Genomic DNA, 17,091 nt, shown 5'->3' with positions numbered 1-17,091 from the left:
CTGCGGTGCGAGCAGCTTCGGGCGGCCGTGCGCTGCTCATCCCCTGCGCCCCCCATGCATCAGCTGACGCGATTCGTAGTCGATGCGCAGCACCACCGCGATGGCAATCACGTTCATGAGGATGGCCGAACCGCCGAAGCTCATCAGCGGCAGCGTCAGCCCCTTGGTCGGCAATGCGCCCAGGTTCACGCCCATGTTGATGAAGGCCTGAAAGCCCATCCACAGGCCGATGCCCTGCGCCACCAGGCCGGCGAACACGCGGTCCAGCGCGATGGCCTGGCGGCCGATGTGCATGATGCGGCGGATCAGCCAGAAGAACAGGCCGATGACGATGACCACGCCGACCAGGCCGAACTCCTCGCCGATGACGGCCAGCAGGAAGTCGGTGTGCGCCTCGGGCAGCCAGTGCAGCTTCTCCACGCTGCCGCCCAGGCCGACGCCGAAGATCTCGCCGCGGCCGATGGCGATCAGCGAATGCGACAGCTGGTAGCCCTTGCCCAGCGCGTGCTTTTCGTCCCACGGGTCGAGGTAGGCAAAGATGCGCTCGCGCCGCCATTCGGACGTCAGGATCATCAGGCTGAAGGCGATCAGCAACACCGCCGCGATCAGGAAGAACATGCGTGCGTTGACGCCGCCCAGGAACAGGATGCCCATCGCAATGACCGCGATCACCATGAAGGCGCCCATGTCGGGCTCCAGCAGCAGCAGAACGCCCACCAGCGTGATGGCCACGCCCATGGGCAGCACGGCGCGCCAGAAGTTCTCCTTCACGTCCATCTTGCGCACCATGTAGTTGGACGCATAGAACACGACGGCGAGCTTGGCCAGTTCGGAGGGCTGAAAGTTCATGATGCCGACCGAAATCCACCGGCGCGCGCCGTTCACGCCCTTGCCGATGACGGGCACCAGCACCAGCGCCAGCAACAACAGCGCCAGCAGGAACAGGCGCGGCGCCCACTTCTCCCAGGTCTCCATCGGCACCTGGAACGCCAGCAGCGCGAAGACAAAAGCGACGCCGATCGAAATCGCGTGGCGCACCAGGAAATGCGTGTGCGCGTAGCGCTGGAAGCGCGGGTTGTCCGGCATCGCGATGGAGGCCGAATAGACCATCACCAGCCCGAACGCCAGCAGCGCCACGGTGACCCACAGCAGCGTCTGGTCGAAGCCGAGCACGCGCACCGGTGTGGCGGGTGTGCGGGCCATGTTGGATGTGCCCAAACGGACGGGCAAGGCGTCGGCGGCGGCTTTGGGCAGGCCACTGAACCATCCGGGGATGCGCAGGCTGGGCAGGTTCATAGCGATGACTCCATCGACACGCCAGCCTCGTCGGCCAGCGCCTGCACCGCAGCGCGGAAGACCTCGGCCCGGTGCTCGTAGTGGCGGAACATGTCGAAGCTGGCGCAGGCTGGTGACATCAGCACGGCATCACCGCTCTGGGCGCGGCCGGCGGCCAGGCGCACGGCTTGTTCGAGGCTGGGCGCGTCGAGCAACGCAACGCCGGTGCCTTCCAGCGCCGCGCGGATCAGCGGGGCGTCGCGGCCGATCAACACGGCGGCGCGCGCATGCTGCGCCACGGCGGGTGCCAGCGGCGTGAAGTCCTGGCCCTTGCCATCACCGCCCAGGATGACGACAACACGGCGCTCGGCCCCCAGGCCCAGCAGCGCCGCGACGGTGGCGCCCACGTTGGTGCCCTTGCTGTCGTCGAAGTACTCGACTTCCTGCAGCAGCGCGATGGGCTCGACCCGGTGCGGCTCGCCCCGGTACTCGCGCAGGCCATACAGCATGGGCGCCAGCGCGCAGCCTGCGCTGCTGGCCAGCGCCAGCGCGGCCAGTGCGTTGACGGCGTTGTGCCGGCCGCGGATGCGCAGCGCGTCGGCCGGCATCAGGCGCTGCAGGTGCAGCTCTTCGGCGCCTTCGCTGCGGCGGCGCTTCAAGCCATCGCTTTCCAGCGCCCGCACCAGCCAGGCCATGCCGTGCACGACCTCCAGGCCGTAGTCGCCGGGGCGCTGCGGCAGGTCGGCGCCGAAGCTCAGGTATTCACGCTGCACGGGCTTGGCGCGCGAGCCCTTGACGGGCACGGGCTTGGGGAGCAGCGCCATGACGCCGGCGTCGTCACGGTTCAGCAGCATCAAGGTCGACGTGCCGAAGATGCGCGCCTTGGCCTGGGCGTACGCGGCCATGCTGCCGTGCCAGTCCAGGTGGTCCTGCGTCAGGTTCAGCACGGTGGCGGCCGTGGGCTCGAAGCCGGTGGCGGCATCGAGCTGGAAGCTGGACAGCTCCAGCACCCAGACCTGGGGCAAGGTGTCGGCGGCGATGTGCGCGGCGAGCGTGTCCAGCAGTGTGGGGCCGATGTTGCCGGCCACGGCGACGGTCTTGCCGGCGCGCTCGACCAGCTGGCCAGTGAGCGAAGTGACAGTGGTCTTGCCGTTGGTGCCGGTGATGGCGAGCACGGCGGGGTGGTAGCCGGTGGCGGCGGGCGGCAGAGCGACGACGGTGGCGGGCTCGTCCAGGTCTTCCCCCCCCTCGCTGTGGCCGACGATGACGGCCGGGGCCGCGCCCTCGGCGGTGAGCGCTGGCGCATCGACCGCCGCGTCTTCACCCTCTCCCTGTTCCAAGGGCAAAGGGAGTTGGGCATCGGGGTCTGCATCCAGCGGCAAGGCAAGCTGGCCGTCGTCGCCCAGATCCTTCAACGCCTGCGCAAACAGATCCAGCTCGCCGCCGACGACGAGGCCGATCGCACGCGCCGCGTCCAGCACCGGCGCCAGCTGTTCTGGCGACAGGCCGGGCGAGCGGTAGACGGCGCGCACCGGCTGGCCGTCGATCAGCGCCGCGCTGAACGGGCCGGCGACGAAGCGCACGGCAGGCAGCTCGGCCTGCAGCACGGCCAGTTGCGGCGGTGCCTCGCGCGTGTCGGCCACGCTCACGTGCGCCCCGTGCGACGCGCACCAGCGCGCCATCGCCAGGCCGGAAGCACCCAGGCCCAGGATCAGCACGTGGAGGTCTTGCAGGTGCTTCATCTCAGCTTCAACGTCGACAGGCCGACCAGGCACAGCAGCATGGTGACGATCCAGAACCGCACGACGACCTGCGTCTCTTTCCAGCCGCTCTTCTCGAAGTGGTGGTGCAGCGGCGCCATCTTCAAGAGGCGCCGCCCCACGCCGTATTTCTTACGCGTGTACTTGAACCAGCTGACCTGCACGATGACCGACAGCGCCTCGACCACGAAGATGCCGCCCATGACGGCCAGCACGATTTCCTGGCGCACGATGACAGCGATGGTGCCGAGCGCGCCGCCCAGCGCCAGCGCGCCCACGTCGCCCATGAACACCTGGGCCGGGTGCGCGTTGAACCACAGGAACGCCAGCCCGGCGCCGGCCATGGCCGAGCAGAAGATCAGCAGCTCGCCCGAGCCCGGGATGTACGGAAACAGCAGGTAGCGCGAGAACACCGAGCTGCCCGTGACATAGGCGAACACGCCGAGCGCCGAGCCCACCAGAATCACCGGCATGATGGCCAGCCCGTCCAGCCCGTCGGTGAGGTTGACGGCGTTGCTCGAACCCACGATCACCAGGTAGGTCAAGACCACGAAGCCCAGCACGCCCAGCGGGTAGCTCATCTCCTTGAAGAAGGGCACCTGCAGGCCGGCCTTGGGCGGCAGGCTCAGGTCGAAGCCGGACTGCACCCACGACAGGAACAGCTCGAACACGCGCAGGTTGGAGTTCTCCGAGATGCTGAACACCAGGTACAGGGCCGCGACCAGGCCGACGACCGATTGCCAGAAGTACTTCTCGCGCGAGCGCATGCCTTCGGGGTCTTTCTTGACCACCTTGCGCCAGTCGTCCACCCAGCCGATGGCGCCGAAGCCGAAGGTCACCAGCAGCACGATCCAGACGAAGCGGTTCGACAGGTCGAACCACAGCAGCGTGGAGATGGCGATGGACAGCAGGATCAGCACGCCGCCCATGGTGGGCGTGCCGCTCTTGGCCAGATGCGCTTCGATGCCGTAGCCGCGGATTGGCTGGCCGATCTTCAGCGCACGCAGCTTGCGGATCACGAACGGACCCATGCCGATGCCGATCAGCAGCGCCGTCATGGCGGCCATGACTGCGCGGAACGTGAGGTACTGGAACACGCGCAGGAAGCCCAGTTCGGGCGACAGCGTCTGCAGCCACTGGGCCAGGCTAAGCAGCATGGGTGCCCTCCTGCAGCAGTGCGTCGACGACGCGCTCCATCTTCATGAAGCGCGAGCCCTTGACCAGCACGCTGGCTGCGGCCGGGCGCAGCGCGCGCACGGCGGCGACCAGGGCGTCGACCTCGTCGAAATGCCGGGCACCAGTGCCGAATGCCGCCACGGCGGCGGCGCTCTGCGCACCGGTGGCCAGCAGCGTCTCGATGCCGGCGACGCGGGCTTGTTCGCCGGCCTCGGCGTGAAAGCGCGGGCCTTCGCTGCCGACCTCGCCCATGTCACCCAGCACCAGCAGGCGCGGCGCCGGCAGGTCGGCAAGAACGGCGATGGCAGCGGCCACGGAATCGGGGTTGGCGTTGTAGCTGTCGTCCACCAGCGTCACGCCGCCGGCCAGCGCCAGCGCACGCGAGCGGCCCTTGACCGGCTCGAACGCCGACAGGCCTTGTGCGATGGCGGGCAGCGGCACACCAGCGGCCAGCGCGCAAGTCGTGGCGGCCAGCGCGTTCTGCACGTTGTGGCGGCCGGCGATGTGCAGGCTGCAATCGAAGCTGCCTTGCGGCGTGTGCACGCGCACCTGCCAGGCGCCGCCGGCCCAGGTGGGCGCATCGGCGCGCACGTCGGCGTCGGCAGCATCCAGCCCGAAAGTGAGCACCGGGCGGGTGCCGGCCAAGTCGCGCCACAGCGGCGTGAAGGCATCACCGGCCGGCAGCACGGCCGTGCCGGTGGCGGGCAGCGCGGCGATGACGGAACCGTTCTCGCGCGCCACTGCCTCCACGGTGGCCATGAATTCCATGTGCTCGCGCTGCGCGTTGTTGACCAGCGCGATGGTGGGCTGGGCGATGGCGGCCAGCTGCGCGATCTCGCCCGGGTGGTTCATGCCCAGCTCGACCACGCCCAGCCGGTGTTCGGCGCGCAGGCGCAGCAGCGTGAGCGGCAGGCCAATGTCGTTGTTCAGGTTGCCTTGTGTGGCAAAGGCGGCGTCGCCAGCCGCAGCGCGCAGGATCGAGGCGACCATCTGCGTCACCGTGGTCTTGCCGTTGCTGCCGGTCACCGCGATCAGCGGCAGCGCGAACTGGTTGCGCCAGCCACGCGCCAGCGCGCCCAGCGCGGCGATGGTGTCGCCCGCCTCGATACAGGGCAGGCCGTGCGCTGCAAAGCCACCGCTGGCGCCGGGCGTGCACAGGGCCGCAGCGGCGCCACGGGCCCGGGCCTCGGCCACCATGGTGTTGGCGTCGAAGCGCTCGCCGCAGATGGCGACGAACAGGTCGCCCGCGCCCAGGCTGCGCGTGTCGCTGTGCACGCGGGCAATGGCCGTGGTGCCGGCACCGTGCAGGCGGCCGCCGGGGATCCACGCCAGCGCGTCTTGCAGATGCATCACAGCGCAGCCCCCCGGGCAACGAGCGCGGCCTCGGCCTGCTGGCGGTCGGAGAACGGCAGCAGCGCGCCGGCGATCTCCTGCGTGGTCTCGTGGCCCTTGCCGGCCAGCAGCACCACGTCCAAGGGGCCGGCCTTGGCCAGGGTTTCGGCAATCGCGCGGGCGCGGTCGGGCTGCACCTGGGCGGCGCCCGGCCGGGCCAGGCCTTGAAGAATCTGTTCGATGATGGTCTCGGGCGCTTCGTGGCGCGGGTTGTCGCTGGTGACGACGAGGTGGTCGGCATGGCGCTCGGCGAGCGCGCCCATCAGGGGCCGCTTGCCGGCGTCGCGGCCACCGCCGCAGCCGAACACGCACCACAGCCGGCCGCCGCGCCCGTCGGCCAATGGCCGCAGCGCGCGCAGCGCCTGCTCCAGCGCGTCGGGGGTGTGGGCGTAGTCGATGGCCACCGTGGGTTGGCCCTCGGCCGCCAGGCGTTCCATGCGGCCGGGCACGGGCAGCAGGCCCTCGCAGGCCTGCACGGCCGCCCCCAGGCCGAAGCCCAGCGCGCGCAGTGTGCCGATGACGCCCAGCAGGTTGGAGACGTTGTACTGGCCGATCAGCGGCGTGGCCAGGCGGGCCGTGTCGCCACCCTCAAGCACGGTGAAGGCCAGGCCATCGCCCTCGTAGCCGATGTCGGTCGCCATCAGGCGCGCCGGGCTGGCCATGGAAACGGTCCACACATCCAGCTTGGATGCCGCCAGCGTGCCCGCCAGTTCGGCGCCACGCGCGTCATCGATGTTGACCACCGCAGCGGCCAGGCCGGGCCAGCCGAACAGCGCGGACTTGGCGCGCCAGTAGGCGTCCATGTTGCCGTGGTAGTCCAGGTGGTCCTGCGTGAAGTTGGTGAAGATGGCCACGCGGATGCGCGTGCCATCGAGCCGGTGCTCGGCAATGCCGATGGACGAGGCCTCGATGGCGCAGGCCGCCAGGCCGGTGGAGACGAACTCGCGCAGCCGCGCCTGCAGCAGCACCGGGTCGGGTGTGGTCATGCCGGTGCTGACCACGGCCGGTGGCACGCCGGTGCCCAAGGTGCCCACCACGGCGCAGCCGCGCGGCGCGATGTCCTGTGCCTGCTGCGCGCGCGACAGGGCCTGCGCCAGCCACCAGGCGGTGGAGGTCTTGCCGTTGGTGCCGGTGACGGCCAACACATCCAGCGCGTGCGAGGGCTGTTCGTAGTAGGCCGCGGCAATGGGGCCGGAGCCAGCCTTGAGCCCGGCAAACGCGGCCACGCCGGCCTGCGCGAAGCCGAACGCCTGGCTGCCCTCGCGCTCGACCAGGCACGCGGTGGCGCCCTGCGCGAGGGCCTGGCCGACGAAGCGCCGACCATCGGTGGCCGCGCCGGGCCAGGCGATGAAGCCGTCGCCCGGTCCGACGCGGCGGCTGTCGGTCTGCAGCGCGCCGGTGACGCGGCCACGCAGCCACAGTGCGGCGTCGATTGGGGAAGCCAGCGCCTGCATCAGAACGATTCCTCGACGGCTTCGGCGATCACCTGGGGCTGCACCGCCATGTCCGGCTGCACGCCCATCATGCGCAGGGTCTGCTGCACCACTTCGCTGAACACCGGGGCGGCCACGGTGCCGCCGTAGTAGGTGCCGTTGCTGGGCTCGTCGATCATCACGCCGACGATCACGCGCGGCTTGTCGATGGGCGCCATGCCGGTGAACCAGGCGCGGTATTTGCCGACCGCGTAGCCCTTGCCGGCCTGCTTGCGCGCCGTGCCGGACTTGCCGCCGACGGAATAACCCACGGTCTGCGCGCGCTGGCCGGTGCCGCCGGGGCCGGCGGCCATCTGCAGCATGTGCCGCACGGCCGCCGCGTTCTTGGCCGAGAACACACGGGTGCCGACGGCCGGCTCGGTGCTCTTGAGCATGGTGACGGGAATGATCGAGCCGTCGTGCGCGAAGGCGCTGTACGACTGCACCATCTGGAACAACGAGGCCGACAGGCCGTAGCCGTAGGACATGGTGGCCTGCTCGACCGGCTTCCAGCTCTTCCACGGCCGCAGCCGGCCGGTGACCGCGCCGGGGAACTGCACCTGCGGCTTCTGCCCGTAGCCCAGGGCCGTGTAGGTGTCCCACATCTCGTGCGGGGTCATCTTCTGCGCGATCTTCAGTGCGCCGACGTTGCTCGATTTCTGGATCACGCCCTCGACCGTCAGCGTGCCGTAGTTGTGCGTGTCGCTGATGGTGAAACCACCCAGCTGGAAGCGGCCGGGGCCGGTCTCCACCAGCGTCTGCGGTGTGATGCGGCCGGCTTCCAGCGCCATGGCCACCGTGATGGGCTTCATGGTCGAGCCGGGCTCGAAGGTGTCGGTGATGGCGCGGTTGCGCAGCTGCTCGCCCGAGAGGTTGCGCCGCTTGTCGGGCACGTAGCTGGGGTAGTTGGCCAATGCCAGCACCTCGCCGGTGATGGCGTCCAGCACCACCACGCTGCCGGCCTTGGCCTTGTGTTGGGCCACCGCGTCGCGCAGCTTCTGGTAGGCGAAGAACTGCACCTTGCTGTCGATGGACAGCTGGATCTCACGGCCATCGACCGGCAGCACCTGGTTGTCCAGGTCTTCCTCGACCACGCCACCCAGGCGGTTCTTGATGACGCGGCGCGAGCCGGCCTTGCCGGCCAGCTCGTGGTTGAAGGCCAGCTCCACACCTTCCTGGCCGCTGTCTTCGACATTGGTGAAGCCGACCACGTGCGCGGCGGCCTCGCCCTCGGGGTACTCGCGCTTGTATTCCTTGCGCGCGTGGATGCCGGGGATCTTCAACGCCTCGATCTTCTGGGCGATGGGGTCGTCGAGCTGGCGGCGCAGCCAGACGAAGGTCTTGTCTTCGTCTTCGAGCTTCTTGTTCAGCTCGGCCAGCGGCATGTCCAGCAGCTTGGCCAGCTGGCGCAGCTTGGCCGGGTCACGCTCCACATCCTCGGGGCTGGCCCAGATGCTGGCCGCCACCACGCTCGAGGCCAGGATCAGGCCGTTGCGGTCGATCACGCGGCCACGGTTGGCCGGCAACTCCAGCGTGCGCATGAAGCGCACCTTGCCCTGGCGCTGGAAGAAATCGTTGTTGACGACCTGGATGTAGGCGGCACGCGCCGTCAGGCCCAGAAAGCCCAGCGCCAACGCGGCGACCACGAACTTGCTGCGCCACACCGGCGTCTTGCTGGCCAGCAGGGGGCTGGAGGTGTAGCGCACGCTGCGGCTGCCCTGTGGGCTCATGTCGATTCCTTCGCGCAACGCCATGCGGTGCGGCACCGTGCGGCACACACGCGGGTGCCTTCGGCTTCGCCTGCGGAGCGAGCTTGCTTGGGGCGGCCCGGCGCGGCGCGCACTGGCAGTGCTTCGGCTTCGCCTGCGGAGCGAGCTTGCTTGGGGCGGCCCGGCGCGGCGCTCATCGTCTGACTCCCGTTGGTTGCGGCGCCGACGCGGCCGGCAGCGCGGGCATGGGGATCGGTGCGCCCGTGGTGGCGCTGATGTATTGCGTGATGGCCGGCGTGGCGGTGCGCATCTGCAGCTGCTCTTTGGCCAGCTTCTCGACCCGCAGCGGCGTGGCCTGGGCGCGCCGCTCGACCTGCAAGCGGTCCAGCTCCACATCGAGCCGGTGCGCCTGTGCGGTGGCGCGGTCCAGCGCCGTGAACAGCCGGCGCGACTCGTACTGGGTGCGCACCAGATAGAGCGCGCTGACCATCACGGCGACCAGCAGCACGAGGTTCAAACGGGTCATAGGGCCCCCACGCTTGTCACTGCCTGTACTGCGCTGCCCCCAGAGGGGGCCGCGTTCCGCCTTGGGGCGGCCCGGCGCCGGAACTGCGCTTCGCTCATCCTGCCACCTCCGCCGCCGTGCGCTCGGCAATGCGCATCACCGCGCTGCGCGAGCGCGGGTTGCCGGCGATCTCTTGCGCGCTCGGCTTGACGCGGCCCAGCGCGACGAGCGGCAGCGAGGCCGGCTGCGCCAGCATCCAGTCGGGCGCGCGGCGGTCCACCACCTCGCGCGCATGGCGGGCGATGAACTGCTTGACGATGCGGTCTTCCAGCGAATGGAAGCTGATGACGACCAGCCGACCGCCCGTCTGCAGCACCCGCAGGCTGGCGCTCAGCGCCTGTTGCAGCTCTTCAAGCTCGGCATTGATGAAAATCCGAAGAGCCTGAAATGTGCGCGTTGCAGGGTCCTTGCCCGGCTCGCGGGTTTTGACCGCGCCAGCCACGAGCTGGGCCAGCTCGGCGGTGGTTGAAACTGGGCCCCGTTCTTGTCGGCGAGCAACAATCGCCTTTGCAATCGGAAGAGCAAACCGTTCTTCGCCATAGTCACGAATCACCTCCGAAATGGTGTGTTGTTCGGCAGTGGCCAGCCACTCGGCCACGCTTTGGCCTCGAGTGGTGTCCATGCGCATGTCCAAGGGGCCGTCAAGCCGAAAACTGAAGCCACGCCCCGCGTCGTCGATCTGCGGCGAACTGACGCCCAGGTCCATCAACACGCCGGCCACGCTGGCCGCAGGCATTTCGCCCAGGGCATGAAAAGCCTGGTGCCGGATGGAAAACCGTGCATCTTCGATCTGCGCTGCCGCTGCCACCGCCTCAGGATCGCGGTCGAAGGCGACCAGCCGGTCCGTCGGCGTCATCCGCGACAGCAGCAGGCGGCTATGCCCACCGCGGCCGAAGGTGGCGTCGACAAAGGTGCGCGCGCCTGCCCCGCCGGCTGCATCCGGCATGGTCTCGTTGAAAAGAGCGTTGACTGCTTCGTTCAACAAGACGGTGGTGTGTGTCCATGACGTTTCCACCGCGGGCTTTCAGAAAGTGAAATCCTCGAGGGCTGCCGGAGTAGGCGCCTGCATCGCCTCGGCCTCCTTGGCCTGGTACGTGGCCTTGTCCCACAGCTCGAAATGGTTGCCCATCCCGAGCAGAATCGCTTCTTTCCCGATGCCGGTGGCCTCGCGCAGTTCAGGCGCGACCAGCACCCGGCCAGCGGCATCCATCTCCACATCCATGGCGTTGCCAAGAAAGATGCGCTTCCACCACTGGGCCGACACCGGCAGCGCCGCGATACGCACGCGGAACTGCTCCCATTCCGGGCGCGGAAACACCAACAGGCAGCCGTGCGGGTGCCGTGTGATAGTGAGCGCGCCGCCACCAGACTCCGTTTTACTCAAGACGTCACGATGCCGGGTCGGCACCGACAGGCGACCCTTTGCATCCAGACTGAGCGACGAAGGCCCTTGAAACACGACGTACCACCTTGATCAGCGCAACGGGCAAAAGGGGTTCGGCGAACCCCCAAAATCCCACTTAATTGCACTTTTTCCCACTGTAGCAGGAAACCCCCGCACGGCAAGGTGGGGGTCAAGTATTTTTGTAATCAAATCAACGACTTAGGCCAGACTTGCGATGCGCAAGACAGGGAAAGTCATTTCAAATGAAGCACTTAGAGCCGCTAGTGCATGCGGCGGCTGAGAAGTGCGGGGCGACAAACGGCATACCGCCGCAGGCCCCGTGCCTGTAGGACAAACCGCCGTGCGGTTGCTACAAGATGTAGCGCGACAGGTCTTCGTTGCGGCTGAGTTCTGCCAGCCGCACATCGACGTAGGCGGCGTCGACCACCACCGTCTGCCCTTCCAGCCGGGCGGCGTCGAAGCTGACGTCGTCCAGCAGCCGCTCCATCACGGTCGACAGGCGGCGCGCGCCGATGTTCTCGGTGCGCTCGTTGACGTCGAACGCGATGTGCGCCAACCGGGTCACGCCCTCGGGGGTGAACTCGACGGTGACGTTCTCGGTCGCCAGCAGCGCCTGGTACTGGCGCACCAGCGAAGCGTGGGTCTGCGTCAGGATGGCTTCGAAATCCTGCACCGAGAGCGATTGCAGCTCCACGCGGATCGGAAAGCGGCCCTGCAGCTCGGGGATCAGGTCGCTGGGCTTGGAGAGGTGAAAGGCACCCGAGGCGATGAACAGGATGTGGTCGGTGCGGACCACGCCGTACTTGGTGGTGACGGCCGTGCCCTCCACCAGCGGCAGCAGGTCGCGCTGCACGCCCTGGCGCGAGATCTCGCCCGAGGTGCCTTCGCTGCGCGAGGTGACCTTGTCGATCTCGTCGATGAAGACGATGCCGTTCTGTTCGGCGTTGTGCACTGCCAGGGTCTTGATCTCTTCCTCGTTGACCAGCTTGCCGGCCTCTTCGTCGGCCAGCAGCGTCAGGGCCTCGCCGATGCGCAGCTTGCGCGTCTTGCGGCGCTGCTGGCCCATCTGGCTGAACATGCCGCGCAACTGCTCGGTCATCTCCTCCATGCCGGGCGGGCCCATGATCTCCAGCGGCTGCTTGGAGTCGACCACGTCGATCTCGATCTCCTTGTCGTCCAGCTGGTGCTCGCGCAGCTTCTTGCGAAAGGCCTGGCGGGCGGTGCTGTCGGCGGGTGGTGCGACCGGGGCACTGGAGGCCGAAAAGCCGAATCCGCCATCGGTGGCCGGCACACGCGCCGTCGGCAGCAGGATGTCCAGCACGCGGTCTTCCGCCGCATCTTCTGCGCGCACGCGCACCTTGCGCATGGCCTGCTCGCGGGTCTGCTTGACGGCGATGTCGATCAGGTCGCGGATGATGGCGTCCACATCCTTGCCGACGTAGCCGACCTCGGTGAACTTGGTCGCCTCGACCTTGATGAACGGTGCATCGGCCAGCCGCGCCAGGCGCCGCGCGATCTCGGTCTTGCCGACGCCGGTGGGGCCGATCATCAAGATGTTCTTGGGCGTGATCTCGGCGCGCAGCTTCTCCTCGACCTGCTGGCGGCGCCAGCGGTTGCGCAGCGCAATCGCCACGGCCCGCTTGGCTTGCTGCTGGCCGACGATGTGGTGGTCGAGTTCGGAGACGATCTCCTGGGGGGTCATCGCAGACATGTGATCGGTCAGTTCAGAGCGTTTCGATGGTGTGCTGCATGTTGGTGTAGATGCAGACTTCGCCCGCGATCTCCAGCGACTTGCGCACGATGTCTTCGGCCGAGAGCTCGGTGTTGCCCAGCAGCGCGATGGCAGCCGACTGCGCATACGCACCCCCCGAGCCGATGGCGACGATGCCGCGCTCGGGCTCCAGTACGTCGCCGTTGCCGGTGATGATGAGCGACGCCGAGTGATCGGCCACGGCCAGCATGGCCTCCAGCCGGCGCAGCACGCGGTCGGTGCGCCAGTCCTTGGTCAGCTCGATGGCGGCGCGCACCAAGTGGCCCTGGTGCTTTTCCAGCTTGGCCTCGAAGCGCTCGAACAAGGTGAAGGCGTCCGCCGTGGCGCCTGCAAAGCCGGCCAGCACCTTGCCGTGGTAGATCTTGCGTACCTTGCGGGCCGTGCCCTTGATGACGATGTTGCCCAGCGTGACCTGCCCATCGCCGCCGATCGCCACTTGCACGCCTTGCGGTGTCTGGCGCCGAACGCTGACGATGGTGGTGCCGTGAAATTGCTCCATGGGGACGATCTTGGGGTTGAAGTCTGGAAATACAAGCGCCGGCGGTCAAGGGCCGGCACCGGGAAAGGCGGCCGGCGGCCGCGCAGGCAGATCAGTGGCGGCGCGACTGCAGCGCGGCGTACTCGCCCACGCCGACCACATGAAAGAAGATCGCCACCAGCCGGTGCAGGTTACGGAACTGCACGCGCCGGCCTGCCGCCTGCTGCGCCGCTGCCCAGGTCAGGATCGATCCGGTCGCGGCGAAATCGGCTCGCACAAGATGTTCGCACGACACCACGACCAGACCGTCGCCAAGGCCTTGCCGTTCGAATGGTGACAGGGCATCGGTGGCGTCGTCGGTCAACACGCCCGTCAACGTGCCGCTCACGACCGGCGGCTCGCCATCGGGCGACGCCACGGCCGCCACGGGTGGCGCGTCGACATCCGCACCCAGGTCGACGAAGCGGCAGCTGGCCTCGGTCCACGAGGGCGGCGAGATCTCGAAGGTGACGCAGTAGTCCATCGCCGCCAGATCGAACGCCATTTCCTGGCCCGACACGCGCAGCCAGTCCAGACGCAGACGCCACCAGCCCTGGTGCACACCCCGGTCGCCGGAGACGGTCCAGCGGCGCAGTTGGACCTCGAACTGCCCACCCGCAGTGCTGAGGATCGCGATCGGTTGCTGCGCCAGGGCCACCATCAGGGCCGACAGGGGTTCGCGCGCGTCCGGGTCGATGCCCTTGAGCGCCGACCAGTCCAGCGACAGCGCCTGCGGCCTGCGCTGCACCAGCGTGGACTGCAACGCCTGCACCTGGGCGGCGCCAAGCGTCGCAGGGCTGAACCACTGCACCATGCGGTCCTCGTCCACCGGCGGCTGCGCGGCGGGCCGGGCGGCCCGGGCGATCGCGAACCAGGCTGGCGCCGGCTGCGCAAAGCGCGTGGCGAACTGCGCCGCCAGCGCGTCGAACCGGTCGCGCGGCCCGACCGCACGGTACAGATCGAACAGCGTCATCCAGGTTTCCTCGGCCGCAGGCGGCTGCGCCATGGGGCCGAGCAGCGCCAGCAGCGCCGCCTCGGCCCCGGCGTCGTCGCCGTTGGCGAAGCGGATCGCCGCCTCTTCCAGCCGGGCGTCGTGCGTGTAGGCCGGCGCGGTTTCGACGAACGCAGGGGTGGACGGCCAGTCGGCCTCCAGCGACACCTCGATCGGGGGTGGCTCGGTGCGATTGAACGCCGGCAGATCTTCCAGCAGCACGGCGTCCGCGCGCGACGAATGCGGGAACGCGTCGTCCGATGCCAGCGGCAGCGACGCATCAATGGTGGTGGCGAAGTAGTGGTCCGGCGCGGCCTTGTCGTCTGCCGCCACGCGGGGAGCGGGTGCCCCAGGCGCATCCGGTGCAGCGTGGGCACCCTGCTTACCGGGCGCAGGCGGCTTCGCGCCGCGGCCCTTCCACCACTGCTGGGACATCTGGGCTTCGATCTCGTCGATCTTCTTCAGCGTGCCGGCCCGGTCGTCTTCCTTGGAGGGCTGGCTGGTGCTGAAGAAAGAAGGGCGGTCGGCCGCATCGGCGTCCGGTGGCCCGGCCAGGGGGCCGAGCAGGCGCAGCTTGCGCAGTTGATCGAACTCACGGCGGCGAACGAAGTCGTTGGCCCGCTTGCGCTCGATCATCTCCTTGAGCATCTGCTTGCTGTAGCGGCTGTCCTTGTCCTCGGGCTGGCCGAGGTCAGCCCAGTTGGCCGTCGGATTGCGGACGAACTTGACAACCTTGGACAGCAGACCGCCAGGGGGCTGTTCGTCCTGAGCCATGGCGTGGCAGTGACTAGAAGCTGTGAATGAATCGATCGCGCCCACGACGGGGTGCGGCGGGCCACAGGCGTAGGCGCAGTCCGCCGTCCAGGCCGGTGCCTGGGCAAGGACTGCAACGCCCGCATGCGGCCTGGCGTGCCCCGGCCCGAAGGGCGAGGCCCCTGGAGCCACGATGGCAGCGCGAACCTGAGATCATCGGGGGCCTCGCGTGGGCGTGAGAGATTCGTTCACAGCTTCTCAGTCGCCGAACATCTTCTGCTTGAGCTCTCGGCGCTGCTGCGCCTCCAGCGACAGCGTGGCCGTCGGGCGCGCCAGCAGGCGGCCGACGCCGATGGGCTCGCCGGTCTCGTCGCAATAGCCGTAGTCGCCGGCATCGATGCGGACGATGGACTGCTCGATCTTCTTGAGCAGCTTGCGCTCACGGTCGCGCGTGCGCAGTTCCAGGGCGTGCTCTTCCTCGATGGTGGCGCGGTCCGCCGGGTCGGGCACGACGACGGTGTCTTCGCGCAGGTGCTCGGTGGTCTCGCCGGCGTTGTTCAGCATGTCCTGCTTCAGCGTCACCAGCTTCAGCCGGAAGAACGACATCTGCTTGTCGTTCATGTACTCCGAGTCGGGCATCGCCAGGACTTCCTGGTCCGTCAACTCTTCGGCCGACTTGGTCTTCCAGTTGTTGGCCAGCTTCGGGTCCTTCTTGGCCGCAACGTGCGACGACGGGGCAATCATGGGCGCAGGCGCTTCCTGCAGATAACTGGCCTTCGCAGCAGTGGACGCCACAGATTGGGCCATGGATGGCACCGTGATCTGCGCGAGCCGCGAAGCCCTGCCGCCCTTCACCGGCATGACGGCGAGCGAGGACGGAACGGATGTCAAACCAGCGTTCGGCGGCGGTGCAGGCACCCGCGCAGCCGGGGCGCCAGCAGGCTTGGGTGCGGCAGACACGGTCTTGGACGCAGGCGTCTTTGCAGCCGCGGTGGCCTTGGCCACGGGTTCAGGCTTTGCAGCAGCGTTCGGATCAACAGATGGGGTTTTCACTTGGGGGGCCTCCTCACGAGCCGGCGGGAAATGCATGCCGGAGACTCCGGATTGCGCAAGGAGCCCGACCGCCACCCGCAACTTCGGCACGGTTTATACCCTTAATACGCCGCATTTCTCGGCCCACGGGCAACTTTGTACGCTCCTGCATCCACGCGTCAGAGCAGGCACTGCTCCAGACCTTGCAAAAAGATGTCCTTGGGCAGGTCGATGCCGATGAATACCATCTTGCTGGTACGGGCTTCGCCTTCGGCCCAGGCGGGCCCCAGATCGCTGCCCATCAGCTGGTGCACGCCCTGGAAGATCACCTTGCGCTCAGTGCCGTGCATATGGAGAACACCCTTGTAGCGCAGCATGCGCGCGCCGTAGATGTTGACCACGGCGCCTAGGAAATCTTCCAGCTTGGCCGGATCGAACGGCCGGTCGGCGCGGAACACGAAGCTCTTGACGTCGTCGTCCGCGTGGTGGTGGTGCCCATGACCATGGTCGTCTACGTGCGAAGGGTGGTCGCAGTGCTCCCCGTGTTCGTGTTCGTGGTCATGGTCGTGGTGTGCATGCGCGTGGTCGTCTTCTTTCAGGAAGTCGGGGTCGATGTCGAGCTTGGCGTTCAGATTGAAGCCGCGCAGGTCGAACACTTCGCTCAGCGCCACTTCACCGAAGTGCACGGCCTTGTGCGGCGCGCGCGGGTTCATGTGCTTCAAGCGGTGGACCAGCGCATCGACCTCTTCCTTGGCCACCAGGTCGGTCTTGCTGATGAAGATCTGGTCGGCAAAGCCCACCTGGCGGCGCGCCTCCTGACGCTCGTTGAGCTGCGTGGCCGCGTGCTTGGCATCGACCAGCGTCAGGATGGAGTCGAGCAGGTAGCTCTCGGCGATCTCGTCGTCCATGAAGAAAGTTTGCGCGACGGGGCCGGGGTCGGCCAGGCCGGTGGTCTCGATGACCACGCGCTCGAAGTCCAGCTCGCCCTTGCGCTTCTTCTCGGCCAACAGGCTCAGCGTGGAGCGCAGGTCTTCGCGGATGGAGCAGCAGATGCAGCCGTTGTTCAGCTGGATGATCTGCTCGCCGGCCTCGGAAACCAGGATCTCGTTGTCGATGTTCTCTTCGCCGAACTCGTTCTCGATGACGGCGATCTTCTGGCCGTGGGCCTCGGTCAGCACGCGCTTGAGCAGGGTGGTTTTGCCCGAGCCGAGAAAGCCGGTCAGGATGGTGGCGGGAATCAAAGCCATGGGGACGTCTCGCAAATCAGAAAGCC

Annotated in this window: 14 protein-coding genes; all 14 read right to left on the bottom strand. The window is 68.1% G+C overall.

Annotated elements, in window-relative coordinates; translation table 11 throughout:
• Positions 1–36 precede the first annotated feature (36 nt).
• On the bottom strand, positions 37–1,296 hold the full coding sequence (gene ftsW, locus AC099J_RS08410; protein WP_479614781.1) for a putative lipid II flippase FtsW: 1,260 nt from the start codon (positions 1,294–1,296) through the stop codon (positions 37–39).
• Positions 1,293–3,017 carry a UDP-N-acetylmuramoyl-L-alanine--D-glutamate ligase gene (gene murD, locus AC099J_RS08405; RefSeq protein ID WP_479614780.1) on the bottom strand — a complete coding sequence of 575 codons (1,725 nt, stop codon included), beginning with the start codon at positions 3,015–3,017 and terminating at the stop codon, positions 1,293–1,295. Before murD ends, ftsW begins: the two co-directional genes overlap by 4 nt.
• Positions 3,014–4,192 (bottom strand): phospho-N-acetylmuramoyl-pentapeptide-transferase, encoded by a 1,179-nt coding sequence (gene mraY / locus AC099J_RS08400; RefSeq protein WP_479614779.1) that lies wholly within the window; start codon positions 4,190–4,192, stop codon positions 3,014–3,016. The genes murD and mraY overlap by 4 nt, the downstream gene beginning before the upstream one ends.
• Positions 4,182–5,561 carry a UDP-N-acetylmuramoyl-tripeptide--D-alanyl-D-alanine ligase gene (locus tag AC099J_RS08395; protein ID WP_479614778.1) on the bottom strand — a complete coding sequence of 460 codons (1,380 nt, stop codon included), beginning with the start codon at positions 5,559–5,561 and terminating at the stop codon, positions 4,182–4,184. The genes mraY and AC099J_RS08395 overlap by 11 nt, the downstream gene beginning before the upstream one ends.
• Complete coding sequence (locus AC099J_RS08390) at positions 5,561–7,057, bottom strand: UDP-N-acetylmuramoyl-L-alanyl-D-glutamate--2,6-diaminopimelate ligase (protein WP_479614777.1); 1,497 nt, start codon at positions 7,055–7,057, stop codon at positions 5,561–5,563. The genes AC099J_RS08395 and AC099J_RS08390 overlap by 1 nt, the downstream gene beginning before the upstream one ends.
• Positions 7,057–8,805, bottom strand: coding sequence for a peptidoglycan D,D-transpeptidase FtsI family protein (locus AC099J_RS08385; RefSeq protein ID WP_479614776.1), 1,749 nt, complete (start codon positions 8,803–8,805; stop codon positions 7,057–7,059). Before AC099J_RS08385 ends, AC099J_RS08390 begins: the two co-directional genes overlap by 1 nt.
• Positions 8,806–8,977: 172 nt before the next feature.
• A complete protein-coding gene (gene ftsL, locus AC099J_RS08380; RefSeq protein WP_479614775.1) occupies positions 8,978–9,310 on the bottom strand; it encodes a cell division protein FtsL in 333 nt (110 codons plus the stop codon).
• A gap of 94 nt (positions 9,311–9,404) precedes the next feature.
• A complete protein-coding gene (gene rsmH, locus AC099J_RS08375; RefSeq protein WP_479614774.1) occupies positions 9,405–10,364 on the bottom strand; it encodes a 16S rRNA (cytosine(1402)-N(4))-methyltransferase RsmH in 960 nt (319 codons plus the stop codon).
• Between the two features lie 9 nt (positions 10,365–10,373).
• Positions 10,374–10,808, bottom strand: a complete 435-nt coding sequence (mraZ, locus tag AC099J_RS08370) for a division/cell wall cluster transcriptional repressor MraZ (protein ID WP_479614773.1) — start codon at positions 10,806–10,808, stop codon at positions 10,374–10,376.
• 295 nt (positions 10,809–11,103) lie between these two features.
• A complete protein-coding gene (hslU, locus tag AC099J_RS08365) occupies positions 11,104–12,465 on the bottom strand; it encodes an ATP-dependent protease ATPase subunit HslU (protein WP_479614772.1) in 1,362 nt (453 codons plus the stop codon).
• Between the two features lie 13 nt (positions 12,466–12,478).
• Positions 12,479–13,024 (bottom strand): ATP-dependent protease subunit HslV, encoded by a 546-nt coding sequence (gene hslV / locus AC099J_RS08360; RefSeq protein WP_479614771.1) that lies wholly within the window; start codon positions 13,022–13,024, stop codon positions 12,479–12,481.
• A 91-nt stretch (positions 13,025–13,115) separates the two neighbouring features.
• Positions 13,116–14,807, bottom strand: a complete 1,692-nt coding sequence (locus tag AC099J_RS08355; RefSeq protein ID WP_479614770.1) for an STAS domain-containing protein — start codon at positions 14,805–14,807, stop codon at positions 13,116–13,118.
• Positions 14,808–15,044: 237 nt separating this feature from the next.
• Complete coding sequence (gene dksA, locus AC099J_RS08350; RefSeq protein ID WP_479614769.1) at positions 15,045–15,839, bottom strand: RNA polymerase-binding protein DksA; 795 nt, start codon at positions 15,837–15,839, stop codon at positions 15,045–15,047.
• 158 nt (positions 15,840–15,997) lie between these two features.
• Positions 15,998–17,065 carry a CobW family GTP-binding protein gene (locus AC099J_RS08345; RefSeq protein ID WP_479614768.1) on the bottom strand — a complete coding sequence of 356 codons (1,068 nt, stop codon included), beginning with the start codon at positions 17,063–17,065 and terminating at the stop codon, positions 15,998–16,000.
• Between the last annotated feature and the right edge of the window lie 26 nt (positions 17,066–17,091).

The sequence above is a fragment of the Rhodoferax sp. RT4P68 genome (assembly GCF_056521305.1).
Note: the sequence above shows the minus strand (reverse complement) of the source record. Positions and strands in the feature narration are given on the sequence as shown.

Coding starts and splice junctions, on each gene's coding strand:
- ftsW (WP_479614781.1), bottom strand. CDS start 1,296: ATGAACCTGCCCAGCCTGCGCATCCCCGGATGGTTCAGTGGCCTGCCC.
- murD (WP_479614780.1), bottom strand. CDS start 3,017: ATGAAGCACCTGCAAGACCTCCACGTGCTGATCCTGGGCCTGGGTGCT.
- mraY (WP_479614779.1), bottom strand. CDS start 4,192: ATGCTGCTTAGCCTGGCCCAGTGGCTGCAGACGCTGTCGCCCGAACTG.
- AC099J_RS08395 (WP_479614778.1), bottom strand. CDS start 5,561: ATGCATCTGCAAGACGCGCTGGCGTGGATCCCCGGCGGCCGCCTGCAC.
- AC099J_RS08390 (WP_479614777.1), bottom strand. CDS start 7,057: ATGCAGGCGCTGGCTTCCCCAATCGACGCCGCACTGTGGCTGCGTGGC.
- AC099J_RS08385 (WP_479614776.1), bottom strand. CDS start 8,805: ATGAGCCCACAGGGCAGCCGCAGCGTGCGCTACACCTCCAGCCCCCTG.
- ftsL (WP_479614775.1), bottom strand. CDS start 9,310: ATGACCCGTTTGAACCTCGTGCTGCTGGTCGCCGTGATGGTCAGCGCG.
- hslU (WP_479614772.1), bottom strand. CDS start 12,465: ATGTCTGCGATGACCCCCCAGGAGATCGTCTCCGAACTCGACCACCAC.
- hslV (WP_479614771.1), bottom strand. CDS start 13,024: ATGGAGCAATTTCACGGCACCACCATCGTCAGCGTTCGGCGCCAGACA.
- AC099J_RS08355 (WP_479614770.1), bottom strand. CDS start 14,807: ATGGCTCAGGACGAACAGCCCCCTGGCGGTCTGCTGTCCAAGGTTGTC.
- AC099J_RS08345 (WP_479614768.1), bottom strand. CDS start 17,065: ATGGCTTTGATTCCCGCCACCATCCTGACCGGCTTTCTCGGCTCGGGC.